The organism is Xenorhabdus sp. TH1 (assembly GCF_037260955.1).
Taxonomy (GTDB): domain Bacteria; phylum Pseudomonadota; class Gammaproteobacteria; order Enterobacterales; family Enterobacteriaceae; genus Xenorhabdus; species Xenorhabdus griffiniae.
In genome coordinates this window covers 19864-37500 of sequence record NZ_CP147734.1, presented here as the reverse complement: position 1 = coordinate 37500, position 17637 = coordinate 19864, and the positions used below count along the sequence as shown (strand labels likewise).

Genomic DNA, 17637 nt, shown 5'->3' with positions numbered 1-17637 from the left:
GTCAAGCGATTATTTTCCCTTTTCTCTCACCGGCCTTCGCGGCGTGTTTCAGCTTAGCGTCGGTCAGTGGTGGCGCATTATAGGGGGTTTTACGGCGCTGGCAATAGTTTTTTTGAATTATTTTTCTGTTCGTGGTTTTTTTCAACAGAAATGGTAATTATGCGTGTTTTACATCCTAAAATTGATGACTTAAACAACAATCATACCGATAAAGTTCTTATACAATGATTGTTGTGCAATTGCCTAGGGCAACTGTCAATTGGCCTTAGAGGAAGTTATTGCTTGATTAACAACCAAGAAATAGCTTGAGTTTGATATAGTAAGATATTATGTACTCACTACCATTAAAAAAATAAACGGGGTATCTAATGGTCAAATCCGCACGCAGTATGTCGGGGTTACCTTGGATTGCGGCGATAGCTTTTTTTATGCAGTCTTTAGATGCCACAATTCTTAACACTGCACTACCGGCGATTGCAAAAAGTCTTAATCACTCTCCACTGGCAATGCAACCTGCCATTGTCAGTTATACTTTAACTGTAGCGATGCTAATTCCCGTAAGCGGTTGGCTCGCTGATAGGTTTGGCACTCGTACAGTATTCATTTATGCTGTTTCCTTCTTTTCTTTAGGCTCACTTGCTTGTGCACTGTCACACAATCTCTCTTTCTTAGTTGTATCCCGCGTTATTCAAGGTATAGGTGGGGCTATGATGATGCCTGTTGCTCGCCTGACTTTACTAAGAACATATCCACGTAGCGAATTGCTACCTATTTTGAATTTTGTCACCATGCCAGGGCTACTTGGCCCGATTTTAGGTCCCATGCTCGGTGGGTTGTTAGTAACTTATGCAACATGGCATTGGATCTTCATCATCAATATTCCCATTGGCTTATTAGGTATCATTTACGCCAGAAAGAATATGCCCAATTTGACGATGCCCAAATGCCCTTTCGATTTTCTGGGATTCATACTGTTTAGTATGGGCTTGGTAACGATTTCAGTCAGCTTTGACTTATTTGGGGATCATTCATTCTCTGGTTATATTCCCCCCGCTTTATTTTTTGGCGGTATCATTATGTTATTGGGGTATATCTTCCATGCTAGAAGACACTCAAATCCCCTTATTGACCTCCAGTTATTCCAAACACGCACGTTTTCAATCGGCATTGCCAGTAATATTGCTACTCGGTTAAGCACTGGCTCGCTTTCATTTATTATTCCTTTGATGCTACAAGTGGGGTTTGGATTTTCAGCAGTCATTGCTGGCATCATGATGGCGCCAAACGCAATTGGTTCAATTTTAGCCAAATCTTTTGTCACCAATATATTGACCCGCTTCGGCTATCGAAACACCCTTTTTTGGATCACGATTATTATTGGTGTAATGATTTCACAATTTTCGCTACAGACACCGGAACTTCCCATCATATTTTTGATAATTCCTCTTTTTATATTGGGAATGGTAATGTCCACACAGTTCACAGCTATGAATACAATTACCCTAGCTGATCTCAATGATAACAATGCAAGTGCCGGTAACAGCCTATTAGCAGTCACTCAGCAATTATCTATCAGTTTTGGAGTAACCGTCAGTGCGGCAGTCCTGCGATTTTATGAGTCAATGAGTTCTGGTTCTACAATAGAACACTTTCAATATACATTTATCACAATAGGTACGATTACTTTGGCTTCTGCTTTTATCTTTTTGCTTCTAAATAAAGAGGACGGCAGCAATTTAGTTAAGAAAAAGCAACCTAAAAAATGATGTTATCAACGCTGACCTACAGAATCACGCTCAATAAGTTTCGGAGTCAGTACTAATTGTTTCGGTTCACTATCTGGATTATCCATTCGATAGAGCAGCATATCTATAGCTAACTTACCTAACTCATCTTTTGGTTGATGAATTGTCGTCAAAGGAGGTGTCAAATAGGAAGCTATAGCAATATTATCATATCCAATGACAGAAATATCTCTAGGAATAGCAAGCCCTACCTGATATAAAGCCTGATAAACGCCAATCGCCATAGCATCATTTCCCGCAAAAACTGCTTCGGGAATTTCAGGTAATTGGAGGAGTTTTTTCATTGATAACAATCCTCCCGCAAATTCATAATCACTGTGGATTTCATAACCATCGGGGATCTCAAGCTGAGCATTTCTCATTGCTTTTCGATATCCAGCCAGACGCTGACGAGAAAGAGATGTATTCTGTGAGCCTGCGATACAGGCAATTTTGCGAAACCCACGATTAATCAAATAAGATGTGGCTAATTCGCCTCCGAACAGAGAGTTATCTTTAATAACATCACTAGAGGCATCAAAAGGAGACCAATCCAATGTCACTATTGGCACTAGCGGGTATCGCAATAGAAAATCTTTGGATAGCAATTTATGTTCGGAACTCATAATCAGAAGGCCATCGACACGTTTTTGCAATAGTATTTCCATACTGCGAATCATACGGGTAACACTACCCTCAGTATTACACAGAATTAAACTATATCCCCGTTCGTAACAATTGTTTTCGACACTTCTGACAACTTCGGAATAAAAAGAGTTATCACTGGACGTAACCAACATACCAATAGTTTTAGTTTGCTTGACTTTCAAGCTCCTTGCCAAAGCAGACGGTGCATAATTCAATTCCTCAATAGCTGCATTGACCTTCTTTTTCACGCTTTCACTGACATAACGATTGCCATTAATCACATGAGAAACCGTTGATGTTGATACACCCGCCAGACGAGCAACGTCCTTCATGGTAGTCACGATTAATCCTGTTCAGATAGAAATGCATCAATTTCATTCCGCCACGGAACCGCAGGCTGTGCCCCCTGACGCGTAACGGCAATCGCAGCTGCAGCATGAGCAAAGCGGATCGCCAACAACATTTCTTTTCCTTCCAGTAATCCCGTTACCAAAGCGCCATTAAATGTATCCCCAGCAGCAATTGTGTCGATTGCTTTTACTTTAAACCCTGGAACAATTTTACCTTCCTTGCCTTTTTCACTCAGCCATACGCCTCGACTACCCAATGTGATAATGACTGTTTCTATACCTTTATCATGTAAAACCTGCGAGGCTTCTTCCGCTCCAACATCATCTTTTACGGCGATGCCAGTCAAATACTCGGCTTCGGTTTCATTCGGCGTAATAATATCTACCAGCGAAAGCAATCGATCCGAGATTTTCTGTGCAGGCGCTGGATTCAAGATCACTTTGGCATGATGCTTCTTGGCCGTTTCAGCAGAAAGTTGTACGGTTTCCAATGGCGTTTCAAGCTGCAATAACAATGCATCAGCTTCTTTGACAACTTGATCATGACGAAGGAAATAATCAGGAGTTAATCTCCCATTCGCCCCTGCATTAATACCAATAACATTCTCACCCTGCCGGTTGACAAAAATCAGAGCAACGCCCGTTGTTTCTCCTTCAATCACCTCAATTGAGGAAGTATTAATGTTATCTTTTGCCAACTGTTGGCAAACACGTATGCCAACATCATCTTGGCCAACACAAGCGATAAATGTAATGTCCGCACCACAGCGACCAGCAGCAACGGCCTGATTTGCGCCTTTTCCTCCAAAGGCAACCTTATACTGTTCTCCCCTCACTGTTTCCCCTGGTTGAGGAAAAGAGTTGAGATTCAATATGTGATCTACATTGATGCTACCCATCACAACCAATTTTGCCATACACATTACATTTATTCCTGTGTGAAAATCATGCAGCCATTAGCTTTAATGACTGCAAAAATAAGGTTAATTATTTCTTCACAACTAATTCCAGCTCAACCGGAATGATGGCATCTACTTTTTCACCTTTTAGCACTTTGTCCGCAGCCTGGACGCCGATGATACCCATTTGATCCGGACGCTGTGCGATCGTTGCTCCCAATTTACCACTCTGTACAGCCTTAAGAGCATCGTCAGTGCCATCAAATCCGACAACCAACACATTTTCTTTACCGGCTGCCTGCAATGCTCGCAATGCACCAAGAGCCATTTCATCATTTTGAGCGAAAACAGCTTGTACTGACGGGTGAGCTGTCAGTAAGTTTTGCATGACATTCATCCCCTTTGTACGATCATAATCAGCGGGCTGACTAGCCAACATATTGAATTTGTGCTCTTGGGCTGCCTGACCAAAACCTTCACCACGTTCACGTGCACCTGAAGTTCCTGGAATACCTTCTAATTGAATGACCTTGACATTATTACCTAATTTCTTGGCAATAAAATCAGCTGCCATTTTGGCGCCTAAACGGCTGTCAGAAGCAATATAGCTAATAACATTGCCCTTATACGCTGAGCGATCAAGAGTAATAACCGGAATATTCGCCTTATTTGCCATGATCACTGCATTACCAACGGCATCCGAATCGGTTGGGTTAATTAACATCAATTTTATGCCACGAACCGTCAAATCCTGCACATTGGCCAATTCTTTTGCTGGATTATCCTGAGAATCAAGTACAATCAAGTTATATCCCAGCTTATCAGCCTCTTTTTGTGCACTATCTTTCATTGTGACAAAGAAAGGGTTATTCAGGGTTGAAATAACCAATGCTATGCTATCTTTCGCCAGTGCATTAGCACTTATAGTGGCACTCATCAATGCTATGACAGAGAGAATGGTTACCAGCTTCTTCATTTTCATATTATTTTTTCCTGTAGGGTGAGAGAGATTATTTACTGCTTTTGTTATCAACCAAAACCGCCAGTAAAATAACAACTGCCTTGACGATCATCTGGTAATTGGAAGAAATACCTAATAAGTTCAATCCATTATTTAAAAAGCCTAAAATCAGCGCACCAATCAGTGTGCCAACAATCCGTCCTCTACCTCCTGCCAGACTGGTACCTCCCAGTACAACAGCAGCAATAGCATCTAACTCATAACCACTCCCAGCCATCGGTTGAGCAGAAGATAATCGTGCAACTTCGATAATGCTGGCCAATGCTGCCAATAAACCACATAGGGAATAAACGATTATTTTTATTTTATCAACGTTAATACCTGATAAACGTGTTGCAAGTTCGTTCCCACCTAAAGCGTAAATATAACGACCAAGGCGCGTATGGTAGAGGATGAACCATGCAACAACGAAAGTAATCAGCATAATCCAGACGGGAGTCGGTACTCCCAATGGACGGCCAATACCAAACCAGACAAATAGATCTGCATTTTCACTGAAACCTGTATTGATCGGGCTACCATCGGTATAAACACGGGTGATACCACGCAATAACAACATCATGACCAATGTTGCAATAAATGCCTGAACTTTGCCTTTTGCAACAATAACGCCAGTACACGCCCCAACAGCTGCTCCCAGTGTCAATGCACAAGCAACAGCCACTAATGCATTAACATCACTACCTACCATTGATGCAGCTATTGCTCCTGTCAGTGCCAACAGGGAACCGACAGATAAATCAATCCCCGCAGTCAAGATCACCAATGTCATTCCCACAGCTATGATTGCATTAACAGATGTTTGCTGAAGGATGTTAAAGAGGTTATTCAATGTGAAAAAGTTGGGACTAAAAAAAGAAACAACCGCAATCAGCGTTAATAATGCAATAAGTGATTTTTGTTCCATCAACCATGTTTTCGTAAACCAACGTCGGGAGGCTGACCCTGTATTAGAATTCATATCGATTCCCTTGACCATTTTCTTTTAATTCACTGTAGTTTTGTTTGTCGATAAATTATATGCCTGTAGATTATGTACCTATGAACTACTTGCCAAAAGCAGCGGCCATCAACTCTTCCTGAGAAACCTCGTTCGCATTAAATTCCCCACTAATACTTCCTTCATGCATAACCAGAATACGGTCACTCATTCCCATCACTTCAGACATCTCAGAAGAAACCAAAATGATGCTCAAGCCTTCTTTTTTAAACTGGTTGATAAACTGATAGATTTCTTTTTTTGCCCCGACATCTACGCCTCGGGTTGGCTCATCAAGGATTAAGACTTTTGGACAAGTCATCAACCCACGGGCAATAGCCTCTTTTTGTTGATTACCACCAGAAAGCAAACTAATAGGTTGTTCCATAGAGGGAGTTTTGATATTGAACAACTTGATAAAATCAGCAACGGACTTTTTTTCCGCCAAATGGTGCAAGCGATAGAAATTTTTACTGAAAAAAGGCAAAAAGGTTAGAGACATATTCTCTTTAACAGACATGCTCAAGACTAATCCATCACGCTTACGATCTTCTGAGATGTAGACAATACCATTAGCCATTCCTTCTTGTGGATTTCGGATAGTTAGGAGGTTTCCATCCAGCAAGATCTGACCTTCAGTTTTCGACAATGCCCCGTATATAACCTTCATCAACTCAGTACGACCAGCGCCCATCAAACCAGATATTCCCAAAATCTCGCCGCTATACAGGGAAAAACTGACATTTTTGATCCCAGAGCCAGACAGGTTTCTAATCTCTAACCGCTTTTTACCACGCGGTAGAACCAAGCGAGGGTATTGCTCACCAAGCTTGCGCCCCACCATCATTTCAATCAATCGCTCTTCATTCAGAGCATTGACAGGCTGTTCACCAATAAATTGGCCATCACGCAATACCGTCACATCATCACAAATTTTAAAAAGTTCTTTCAAGCGATGGGAAATATAGACAATGCCACATCCTTGTGCTTTCAGTTCCCGTATGACATGAAACAAGGATTCAGTTTCGGTATCCGTCAAGGCATCTGTAGGTTCATCCATAATGATGACTCTGGATTGGAAACTCAGTACCTTGGCAATTTCTACCATTTGTTGCTCACCAATGGACAATTCAGAAACAAGCCGATGGCTGCTGTAAAAAATATTTAGTCGCCTCAGCAAGTTATCGGCTTCTTCATACATTTTTTTCCAGTTGATAAAACCCAATTTATTGACGAATTCACGACCCAAAAAAATGTTTTCAGCGATCGTTAGTTGAGGAATGAGGTTTAATTCTTGATGAATAATGCCAATACCCGATTCCAGAGAGGATTTGGGGCCAGAGAAAGCTACATCTTGCCCAAGATAGCGGATCGTGCCAGCATCTTTTGTATAAATACCGGTCAAAACTTTCATCATCGTAGACTTGCCGGCACCGTTTTCGCCGACTAACGCCATCACTTTCCCGGGATAAACTCGTAGTGCAGCGCCTGACAAAGCTTTTACCCCAGGAAAAGCCTTGTCAATTCCCTTTAACTCCAGTAATGGCTTCATAATAACCTCAGAAAGTGACTCTTTTCTCTTTCAGAATGCTATGACTGACATACTTTATCGCAATTGCGTTTCCCTGTTGCATTTCGAAAGCAGCAACACATTTGATGATTTGCTCATGTATTTGCTGATTGGGTTCAATAATTGAAGCAGCCAAAATGGCTGCTTCAATTTGTACTTTCTAAATAACAACATTGAAGACAGATCTGGTGTTCCCTGGGTTAGCGCTAAATCAATTCTTTGGGTAGATAATGGGATAGTTTTCTTTTTTATAAGCCTCTTAGCGAAACGTTTCGCTAAGAGGTCATCATATAAAGCTAACGACCAAAGACAACATGATTAATACGAAAATGTGATCATCATTGAAACGTTTAAGAAGGTGATAATAAACAGAAAAAAACTAACTTATTGAATAAGTTAAGCTGAATCGATTTTTTAAAACACACCACTAAACTTAATAAATTATCACCAAAATCTTTGCATAGAGTGAATTTTATCTATAAATAAAGGCAAGTAACTATTCAGCCTTGGTATAAATACTATGCGATTGGTCGAGAAAATATCCCTATTAAGTCAGTATCTAGAAAGTGGGCTATATGAACGACGGCAAGCCATTCGCCTGTGCCTGCTGGCCGCTTTATGTGGAGAGAGTATTTTTCTTCTTGGGCCACCAGGAATAGCTAAAAGCCTTATCGCACGTCGGCTCAAGTTTGCGTTTCAAAACGCCCACGCTTTTGAGTACCTGATGACCCGTTTTTCCACCCCAGAAGAGATCTTTGGTCCCCTTTCCATTCAAGCACTCAAAGATGAAGGACGTTACCAGCGCCTTACCGAAGGGTATTTGCCCGAAGCCGAAATCGTTTTTTTAGATGAAATTTGGAAAGCAGGTCCCGCCATTTTGAATACGTTACTCACCGCGATTAATGAAAAGAAATTCAGAAATGGCAACCAGGAAGAACAGCTACCGATGCGTTTATTGGTTACCGCATCCAATGAACTCCCAGAGAGTGATAGCAGTCTGGAAGCACTTTACGATCGCATGTTGATCCGACTCTGGCTAGACAAGATCCAGGAAAAGAAAAATTTTCGAGCTTTGCTGACTGACCGAAACAATGAAAATGACAATCCTGTACCTGCCCATATTCAAATCACCGATGATGAATTCCAGCAATGGCAAAACAAGATCAATCAGGTATCCCTGCCAGATCATATCTTCGAACTGATTTATCAATTACGCCAACAATTAAATGCGACTGGAAGTACGGCTGATGTCTCAGATCGCCGTTGGAAAAAATCCATCCGTTTACTGCAAGCCAGTGCCTTTTTCAGTGGCAGAAATGAGATATCTCCGTTAGATATCGTGCTGTTAAAAGATTGCCTATGGCACGACTTGAATAGCTTAAAACTCTTGTCCCAATTTTTGCATGTCTTATTGACAGAACAGGCTTATCGACAACATTCCCTCATGCAAAAAACAGAGAAGCTATACCAACAATGGGTACAGTCCAACCAAGACGAAAATGACCATCCCCTACAATTAGTCGCCAAATCTTCTCTACTTGGCCGCAAGGCTTCCTATTCACTGCCTGAAAATATTGCAGATGAAAAACTGATCCTGTTTTTACATCCTTCATTGCACATGCATAATATTGAAGTCAATTTCATCGAAATAGATAAAAAATCACTGGAAAATACCTTAAAAAATAATACAGGAGAACTCTCTGCTTGTTTAAATGGCATTGGTTTTCCTCAAACTATCACGGCAGAAATTAATGAAAAGAACCAGCTTACAGTACTGGATATTAGCCGTAATAGCGCTGTTCTCTGCCTATCTGACCCCGCCAAAAACACCGATACAGAATGGCATGAAAAGCTGATATCCATCGGTGATGAAATTCAACGACAACGTAATTTATTCAACCAACATCAACCCTGTTTATTTGTCGAAGAACATTGGCTTGCCAACATTGAACAGAGTTTCCTGCTATTAACTGAAAAGCAGAAACAATTAAGATCAAAAATGGAATAAAAATATGTTAACACTAGCCACACTTGATCTCTTGCTCTCTGTCAATGAAGGGGAGCTGATCGAAGAGATCATCTTGATACTGCTAAGTGCCCCTCAGTTAGTTATTTTCTTTGAAAAACATCCAAGACTTAGACAAGCATTTATGCAAGATCTTCCTGCATGGCAGCAAATATTGCGGCAAAAAATAAAAGAGACGCCGATCCCCGCCCCATTGGCCGAAGAGTTTCAGTTATACCAATATATACAGACAATTAACACGACAGAATTCTATCAGCAGTTACCTAACATCGTAGAGAAACTTCAACAACTCGAATCTCCCTTTACCAAAGAAGCCGATACACTATCCAAAGCATTCTCTGAATACACCTCTTCAGGACAAATACTGTTTATCCAACGCTGGCACCTCAGCTTGATCCTGCAAGCGACGGCATTTAACAACACACTATTAGAACAAGAAAAAGAGCAACTCCTTGCAGAGATCCAGAAACGATTAACACTCAGTGGCACTCTTGATCCCATATTTGATCACAATGATCACGCAGCAGGACGATTATGGGATATGAGTAAAGGACAACTTCACCTAACCACGAAAAATATACAACTATTTACCCGTTATGCTGACTTTCTTGAACAGCAAGCTGAGCTGGAAAAACTAGCACAATTACTTGGCCGCAGTCAGACAGCAAAAGCAATTCCTAAAGAAAACCCCATCCTGGAACCATTTACCCGACTTGAAAGAGTGCCAGATACAATACCTGAGCAAATTAGCGGAATTAGGCAAAGCGACGATATCTTAAGGTTATTACCTACCGAGATGGCTATGCTGGGTATTGAAGAGTTGGAATACGAATTTTATCGGCGGCTGGTGGAGAAAAAATTACTATCGTATCGCCTGCAAGGGGACAACTGGCAAGCCAAAACCACACTCAAACCCATGACACACTACCACAATGAAAAACAGCCTCGGGGACCATTTATGGTTTGTGTTGATACATCCGGCTCAATGGGGGGGTTTAATGAACAGTGTGCAAAAGCATTCTGTCTGGCTTTGATGCGTATTGCACTAGCGGATAATCGTCATTGTCATATTATGTTGTTTTCAACACAACTTATTCATTATGACTTAACATCACCGGATGGGTTCACCCAAGCCATGCATTTTCTGGGGCAAACCTTTAGGGGGGGAACCGATCTGGCATCTTGCTTAAATGCCACTGTTGAAAAAATGCAAGAAAATAGTTGGGAAGATGCTGATGCTGTTGTTATTTCAGATTTCATTGCCCAACGCTTGCCAGGCTCCCTAATCCATCAGATAAAAAATCTGCAACAGCATCAACAACACCGCTTCCATGCGGTCTCCCTTTCCCACTATGGCAAGCCCGATATTATGCAGATATTCGACCATATCTGGCGTTTTGATACCGGGCTTACAAGCCGTTTACGAAGAAAGTGGCGCAATTAAAACTTACAGTACACCTTCAACGGATTCAATGATCTCAGGTGACCAAACACCGCACTGAACCTGACCGATATGTGCCATTTGCAGCAGCAACATCACCAAACGGGATTGCCCGATACCACCACCGATAGATTGTGGCATATCTCCCTTGATCAGAGCCTGGTGCCAATCATATTGCAGACGATCTTCATCACCAGTCAGTGCCAGCTGACGTTTTAACGTCTCTGCATCAACACGGATACCCATAGAAGATATTTCAAAGGCATCTTGTAAAACTGGGTTCCAAACAATAATGTCACCGTTTAAACCAAAGAAGCCATCACAGTTTGGTGTAGTCCAATCGTCATAATCCGGCGCACGTACATCGTGAGCCTGATCATCAGACAACTTACCGCCAATCCCCATCAGGAAAATAGCACCAAACTCTTTGGCAGCCTCACGTTCACGACCTTTCGCATCCAGACCAGGGTAACGTTTCAGAAGCTCTTCACTGTGGATAAAGTGAATTTGATCTGGCAGGAACGGTGCCAGACCAAATTCCTTACTTACCGCTTGTTGTGTTTCTTTTATTGCTTCGTAGATTTTACCTACTGTCTGTTTTAAATAGTCGAGTGAACGCTGACCTTCACCCATCACTTTTTCCCAATCCCACTGATCAACAAAGACAGAGTGGATAGGTGTCAAGCGATCTTCATCAGGACGCAGAGCTTTCATGTGAGTATACAATCCTTGTTCAGATTGAAAACCAAAGCGACCTAATGTCTTACGTTTCCATTTCGCCAGAGAATGAACCACTTCAAAGGTGTCGTCCGGCAACGTTTTCACTTTCACCTGAACTGCTTTTTCATGGCCAGATAAGTTGTCCTGAGTACCATCACCAAGACGGCTCAAAATAGGACCTTGAACTTCGATTAAGCCAAGTTTTTTCTCTAACAGACGGGAAAAGTATGATTTAACAAAACTAATCTGCTGTTGTTTTTCAATAAAGGATGTTTTCATGATGCAACTCTCAAAATTTTTAGTAGCCCTGTGACCCGTTGATATAGATTAAGCAACAAAATGAGGTACAAATTCAATATCTGATAATAAAAATATTGTATAAGATTTATAAATGATAATTTTTACACTATAAAAATGAATATTATTCAAAAACAGGGGTTAAAAATGGCGGAAATTTATCAGATCGATAATTTAGACCGTGACATACTTCACGCTTTAATGGAGAACGCACGTACACCTTACGCAGAATTAGCCAAAAAATTCGCAGTAAGCCCGGGAACCATTCATGTCCGCGTAGAAAAAATGAAACAATCAGGGATCATTACGGGGACTCGAGTCGATATCAGCGCCAAACAACTGGGGTTTGATGTGTGCTGCTTTATCGGCATCATATTGAAAAGCGCCAAAGACTATCCGGCAGCATTGAAGAAACTCGATATGCTTGATGAAGTCGTTGAAGTTTACTACACCACAGGGCACTACAGCATTTTCATTAAAGTCATGTGCCGATCCATTGAAGCTCTTCAAGATGTACTTATCAACAAGATCCAGACGATTGACGAAATCCAGTCAACAGAAACGTTGATCTCCCTGCAAAATCCGATAATGAGGACAATAAAACCTTAAAGCAAAAAATCAGTTAACCACATTATCCACAGGTAGATCCCAGTAGATTCACTACGTACAATAGTTATTCTTTAATTTAGCAAGGATCATGATGAGCACAATAACCTTAATCAGTGGCAGCACAATGGGTAGCGCCGAATACGTTGCTGAACATATCGCTGAGATCTTAGAAAATGATGGCTTTTCAACAGAGATATTTCATGGTCCCTCATTGGAAGATCTTCCACTTGAAGGATTATGGCTTGTGATCACTTCCACTCATGGGGCAGGGGACTTACCTGATAATCTCCAGCCTCTGGCAGATGAGATCACCCAACAGCAACCGGATCTCAGTAATATCACATTTGGTGCCGTTGGTATCGGCAGTTCCGAATATGACACCTTCTGTGGCGCGATAAGATCACTGGAACGTTTATTGGAAGATCACGGAGCAAAACGGATCGGCGATCGATTGGAAATCGACATTCTGCAACATGAAATTCCCGAAGATCCGGCTGAAGAATGGGTCAAAGAGTGGGCAAAGTTACTCTGATCCGATTAAAAATATAACGATCAGCTGTGGATAACTTGTCTGAAAAGCAGGGGTTAACCCGTAGTTATCCATTTAACAACTGAGTTTAAATCGAGTGGTTGTGAATAACTAGGCTTTTAGATCCCAGCTTATCCTGAGCTGGATCACGGATCATTCACAGCAAATGATCCTTTACAGCATTATGATCTTTATATGGAAAATCCACTTATCCACAGATGATTGTGATCCTAATAAAAGATCCAATAAAGAGATCTTTAAATAAAAAGATCTTATTTTAAAGAATGATGATCTCTCACCTCTTGGTCTGAGGTCCAAACTTGAGTAGAATTCTCTCCCTGATGCATATGAAGCATTCTCACTATTGAAGGTTCGCACATGTTTTATCCAGATCACTTTGACGTCATCATTATCGGCGGGGGTCATGCCGGTACTGAAGCGGCGATGGCCTCCGCACGTATGGGGCGTCAAACCTTACTACTGACTCACAATATTGATACTTTGGGCCAGATGTCATGTAATCCAGCCATTGGTGGGATCGGTAAAGGGCATCTGGTAAAAGAGATCGATGCACTTGGTGGCCTAATGGCAAAAGCCACGGATCAAGCCGGTATTCAGTTTAGAACACTCAATGCCAGCAAAGGCCCAGCTGTTCGAGCAACACGAGCACAAGCGGATCGAGTACTTTACCGACAAGCTGTAAGAACAGCACTGGAAAATCAACCTAACTTAATGATCTTCCAGCAACCCGTTGAAGATCTCATTGTTGAAAACGACACTGTTACCGGTGTTGTTACTCGTATGGGATTGAAATTTAAAGCTAAATCTGTAGTCCTGACAGTAGGAACTTTCCTTGATGGAAAAATTCACATCGGATTAGAAAACTACAGTGGAGGACGAGCAGGTGATCCTCCTGCGATCTCATTGTCCCATCGTTTACGTGAACTGCCTCTGCGCGTAGCTCGCTTGAAAACAGGCACACCACCTCGCATTGATGCACGTACCATTGATTTTAGCCAGCTTGAACAACAACTAGGTGATAACCCGACACCTGTATTTTCATTCATGGGTAATGTCGATCAACACCCACGGCAGATCCCGTGCTACATCACACATACCAATGAAAAAACTCATGAAGTGATCCGCAATAACTTGGATCGCAGTCCAATGTATGCGGGGATCATCGAAGGGATCGGCCCTCGTTATTGTCCTTCCATCGAAGACAAAGTTATGCGTTTCGCGGATCGTAACGCTCACCAGATCTTCCTGGAACCCGAAGGATTGACCAGTAACGAAATCTATCCAAACGGTATTTCTACCAGTTTGCCATTTGATGTTCAGATGCAAATTGTTCACTCCATGAAAGGTATGGAAAATGCTCGTATTATTCGCCCTGGCTATGCGATCGAATACGACTTTTTCGATCCACGTGATTTAAAACAAACACTGGAAAGTAAATTTATTCACGGTCTGTTCTTTGCTGGTCAGATCAATGGTACTACTGGGTATGAAGAAGCAGCAGCGCAAGGATTACTGGCTGGTCTTAACGCGGCACGCTATGCTTATGGTGAAGAAGGTTGGTTCCCACGCCGTGATCAGGCTTATATTGGCGTCTTGGTCGATGATCTATGCACACTTGGCACTAAAGAGCCTTACCGCATGTTCACCTCCCGTGCTGAATATCGTCTGATGCTGCGTGAAGACAATGCGGATCTTCGACTGACTGAACAAGGCCGCCAACTTGGTTTGGTAGATGATCTCCGTTGGGAACATTACTGCCGCAAATTTGAAATGATCGAACAGGAACGCCAGCGCCTGCGTAATATCTGGGTACATCCTCACTCTGATAACTTAGAGGATATCAACCAGATGCTAAAAACACCGCTGTCAAAAGAAGCCAACGGTGAAGATTTGCTGCGCCGCCCTGAGATGAATTATGAATTGTTAACGTCGTTAACTCGTTTTTCACCTGGGCTGACTGAACCTCAAGCTGCTGATCAGGTTGAAATTCAAGTGAAATATGAAGGCTATATTGCCCGTCAGCAAGAAGAGATCGAAAAACAGTTACGTAATGAAAATACCGCATTACCTGTTGATTTGGATTATCAACAAGTGAGCGGGCTTTCCAATGAAGTTATTGCAAAACTAAATGACCATAAACCAAGTTCGATTGGCCAGGCTTCACGGATTTCAGGCATCACTCCAGCCGCAATTTCTATTTTGCTGGTATGGCTGAAAAAACAAGGTCTATTGCGTCGTAGCGCTTAAGGGGACAGATTTTGCTTAACAAATTGGAATCGCTGCTGGCGAAAACGGACATTAAATTATCATTGCCACAAAAACAGCAGCTTGTTGCCTATGTTGACATGCTGAATAAATGGAACAAGGCTTACAACCTGACATCTATCCGTGATCCAAAACAGATGCTGGTTCGGCATATTATGGATAGCATTGCTGTTAATCCATTCCTGCATGGAACGCGTTTTATTGATGTGGGAACAGGACCTGGCTTGCCAGGCATCCCACTGGCAATTGTACGTCCAGATTCCCATTTCACTTTATTGGATAGTTTGGGAAAACGCGTTCGCTTTTTGCGCCAAGTTCAACATGAATTAGGTTTGAACAATATTGAGCCTGTACAGAGCCGAGTTGAAGAATTCATTCCTGAACCTCCTTTTGATGGGGTGATTAGCCGTGCATTTGCTTCACTGCAAGACATGCTGTCATGGTGCAACCATCTTCCTAAACCACTTGAAGGGCGTTTTTATGCTTTGAAAGGTGTACTACCGGAAGATGAATTGGCTCAATTGCCAATGGGAATTGTGCTCGACACTGTCATTTCTCTTCAAGTCGCAGAGTTGGATGAACAGCGTCATTTGGTAGTACTTAAGTCAAACTAACTTTGCTATTTGTCAATAAAAATCTAAATAATTAGTAACGCCAACGACATTTTAAATGTAACGGGCGTTATTAATTATCTCCTTCCATGGATTCAACTTTATTTACTGATGATTCACAGAAAACCAACGTAATGTTTATATTGGTAGAATTTCTCTTTTCAAAGATTGCTATCGATTTTCTTTATAAATAAATTTTAGAGAAAGTGAAAAAATAGTCATTTAAACTTTTTTATCGATATATCAGATAAAACTTCACAGGTGTAATATTAATATTTTGATTTTCGATAAAAAAAATAAAATATTTTTATCACATATTTAATGATAAATATAATTAATGGGTTTTGTTTAATGTGATGTATATCACGTTTAATTTAGAGGTCATACCATTAATCATTGCAGAATATTAAATAGTATTTGTGAGCGATCTAGCACCAAAGTTAGAAATTTAAATAATTATTCACTTTTTCGCTACTTATGGATTGAATTCATTTTGGCTGCCCGTATAATTTGCACGTTTTTGTCACTTGACACTCTTAAGCAAAGCCAGTTTTATACAACATTCAGCAAAGCCTGATATGTGATGGTGTACCACAGGGAGAAAACAAAAGTCATGTCTGTATCCCTTTACAGCGGTAGAATGGCACTGAAACTGTTATTTTTGCAGTTAATGACTTTTGTTATTCTCAGTGTAGCTTTTTGTACCAAAAGTATAGAGTGGGGCGCTTCTGCTTTTGCTGGTGGGCTAGCATGTTGGCTACCAAATGCCATTTTTATGCTGCTTAGCCGCTTCCAAAAGGTAAAAGAAGAAGGCGTTCCAGTACGTATTGCATGGTTTTTCGCGATTAGCGAAGGGGTGAAGGTTATCATTACGATAACCGTGCTGATAGTCGCTTTAGGGGTGTTCAAGGCGGCATTTGCACCACTTGGTGTGGCCTATTTAGCGGTGCTGATTGTGCAGATCATCGCACCTGCCGTAATGAACGGTTAGCGTTTTTAACAACAAAAGGGTAAAAAGCATCATGTCTGCATCAGGAGAAGTTTCAACTTCGGAGTACATAAGTCATCACCTGAAGCACCTTCAGTTGGACTTGCGTACCTTTGAGTTGGTCAATCCCCACGCTAGTGGTTATGAGCCGACGTTCTGGACGTTAAATATCGACTCGCTTTTTTTCTCCATCGTATTAGGGATGTTGTTTCTATTTGTATTCAGAAGAGTCGCGGTTCGCGCCACTGACGGTGTTCCGGGCAAATTCCAGACTGCAATAGAAATGGTAATCGGCTTCGTTGATAACACCGTGCGTGATATGTATCACGGCAAGAGCAAAGTGATAGCTCCTCTGGCTTTGACTGTGTTCGTCTGGGTGTTACTCATGAACGCATTGGATTTGCTGCCAATCGATTTAATTCCTCTAATCGGTGAACACTACTTCGGCTTGCCTGCGCTGCGTATTGTTCCAACCGCAGACGTCAGTGTCACTTTGTCGATGGCCCTCGGTGTTTTTGTCCTCATTCTGTTCTACAGCATTAAGATGAAAGGAATTCGTGGTTTTGCGAAGGAGCTGACATTACAGCCTTTCAATCATCCACTCTTTATTCCAATTAACTTAATCTTGGAAGGGGTCAGCTTGCTGTCTAAACCTATATCACTCGGTCTGCGACTGTTTGGTAATATGTATGCTGGCGAATTGATCTTTATTCTTATTGCGGCCCTTCTACCGTGGGGAGCACAGTGGTTACTCAGCCTGCCTTGGGCGATTTTCCACATACTGATTATTACGTTACAAGCCTTTATTTTCATGGTTCTGACGATTGTTTATCTGTCGATGGCATCTGAAGAGCATTAATTTTTTATCAATCAATAATT

15 protein-coding genes are annotated in these 17637 nt (G+C 41.6%); 9 read left to right on the top strand and 6 right to left on the bottom strand.

The window, feature by feature from the left end; genetic code table 11:
* Positions 1–368 precede the first annotated feature (368 nt).
* Complete coding sequence (gene mdtD, locus WDV74_RS00155; RefSeq protein ID WP_338883935.1) at positions 369–1766, top strand: multidrug transporter subunit MdtD; 1398 nt, start codon at positions 369–371, stop codon at positions 1764–1766.
* Between the two features lie 5 nt (positions 1767–1771).
* Here mdtD and rbsR read toward each other — a convergent pair whose 3' ends face one another.
* From rbsR to rbsA, 5 genes are all read right to left on the bottom strand, one after another.
* The gene (rbsR, locus tag WDV74_RS00150) at positions 1772–2773 is read right to left on the bottom strand and encodes a ribose operon transcriptional repressor RbsR (RefSeq protein WP_338883934.1); all 1002 of its coding nucleotides are present in this window, start codon (positions 2771–2773) and stop codon (positions 1772–1774) included.
* 2 nt (positions 2774–2775) lie between these two features.
* Positions 2776–3705, bottom strand: a complete 930-nt coding sequence (rbsK, locus tag WDV74_RS00145) for a ribokinase (protein WP_338883932.1) — start codon at positions 3703–3705, stop codon at positions 2776–2778.
* 64 nt (positions 3706–3769) lie between these two features.
* Positions 3770–4663, bottom strand: a complete 894-nt coding sequence (gene rbsB / locus WDV74_RS00140) for a ribose ABC transporter substrate-binding protein RbsB (RefSeq protein ID WP_338883931.1) — start codon at positions 4661–4663, stop codon at positions 3770–3772.
* Between the two features lie 28 nt (positions 4664–4691).
* Positions 4692–5663 carry a ribose ABC transporter permease gene (gene rbsC, locus WDV74_RS00135; protein WP_338883930.1) on the bottom strand — a complete coding sequence of 324 codons (972 nt, stop codon included), beginning with the start codon at positions 5661–5663 and terminating at the stop codon, positions 4692–4694.
* A gap of 85 nt (positions 5664–5748) precedes the next feature.
* Positions 5749–7233, bottom strand: a complete 1485-nt coding sequence (rbsA, locus tag WDV74_RS00130; RefSeq protein WP_338883929.1) for a ribose ABC transporter ATP-binding protein RbsA — start codon at positions 7231–7233, stop codon at positions 5749–5751.
* 538 nt (positions 7234–7771) lie between these two features.
* Here rbsA and ravA point away from each other — a divergent pair.
* Positions 7772–9259 (top strand): ATPase RavA, encoded by a 1488-nt coding sequence (gene ravA / locus WDV74_RS00125; RefSeq protein ID WP_338883927.1) that lies wholly within the window; start codon positions 7772–7774, stop codon positions 9257–9259.
* Between the two features lie 4 nt (positions 9260–9263).
* The gene (viaA, locus tag WDV74_RS00120) at positions 9264–10721 is read left to right on the top strand and encodes an ATPase RavA stimulator ViaA (protein ID WP_338883926.1); all 1458 of its coding nucleotides are present in this window, start codon (positions 9264–9266) and stop codon (positions 10719–10721) included.
* 3 nt (positions 10722–10724) lie between these two features.
* Here viaA and asnA read toward each other — a convergent pair whose 3' ends face one another.
* Positions 10725–11717, bottom strand: coding sequence for an aspartate--ammonia ligase (asnA, locus tag WDV74_RS00115; protein ID WP_189758975.1), 993 nt, complete (start codon positions 11715–11717; stop codon positions 10725–10727).
* A gap of 165 nt (positions 11718–11882) precedes the next feature.
* Here asnA and asnC point away from each other — a divergent pair, with 165 nt between their 5' ends.
* From asnC to atpB, 6 genes are all read left to right on the top strand, one after another.
* On the top strand, positions 11883–12344 hold the full coding sequence (gene asnC, locus WDV74_RS00110; protein WP_074018962.1) for a transcriptional regulator AsnC: 462 nt from the start codon (positions 11883–11885) through the stop codon (positions 12342–12344).
* Between the two features lie 91 nt (positions 12345–12435).
* Positions 12436–12876, top strand: a complete 441-nt coding sequence (gene mioC, locus WDV74_RS00105) for an FMN-binding protein MioC (protein WP_338883925.1) — start codon at positions 12436–12438, stop codon at positions 12874–12876.
* A gap of 375 nt (positions 12877–13251) precedes the next feature.
* A complete protein-coding gene (gene mnmG / locus WDV74_RS00100) occupies positions 13252–15141 on the top strand; it encodes a tRNA uridine-5-carboxymethylaminomethyl(34) synthesis enzyme MnmG (protein ID WP_338883924.1) in 1890 nt (629 codons plus the stop codon).
* Between the two features lie 11 nt (positions 15142–15152).
* Positions 15153–15773, top strand: a complete 621-nt coding sequence (rsmG, locus tag WDV74_RS00095; RefSeq protein ID WP_338883923.1) for a 16S rRNA (guanine(527)-N(7))-methyltransferase RsmG — start codon at positions 15153–15155, stop codon at positions 15771–15773.
* A 610-nt stretch (positions 15774–16383) separates the two neighbouring features.
* Positions 16384–16761, top strand: a complete 378-nt coding sequence (gene atpI, locus WDV74_RS00090; RefSeq protein ID WP_273560240.1) for a F0F1 ATP synthase subunit I — start codon at positions 16384–16386, stop codon at positions 16759–16761.
* A gap of 31 nt (positions 16762–16792) precedes the next feature.
* A complete protein-coding gene (gene atpB, locus WDV74_RS00085; RefSeq protein WP_273560242.1) occupies positions 16793–17617 on the top strand; it encodes a F0F1 ATP synthase subunit A in 825 nt (274 codons plus the stop codon).
* The last annotated feature ends 20 nt before the right edge of the window (positions 17618–17637 follow it).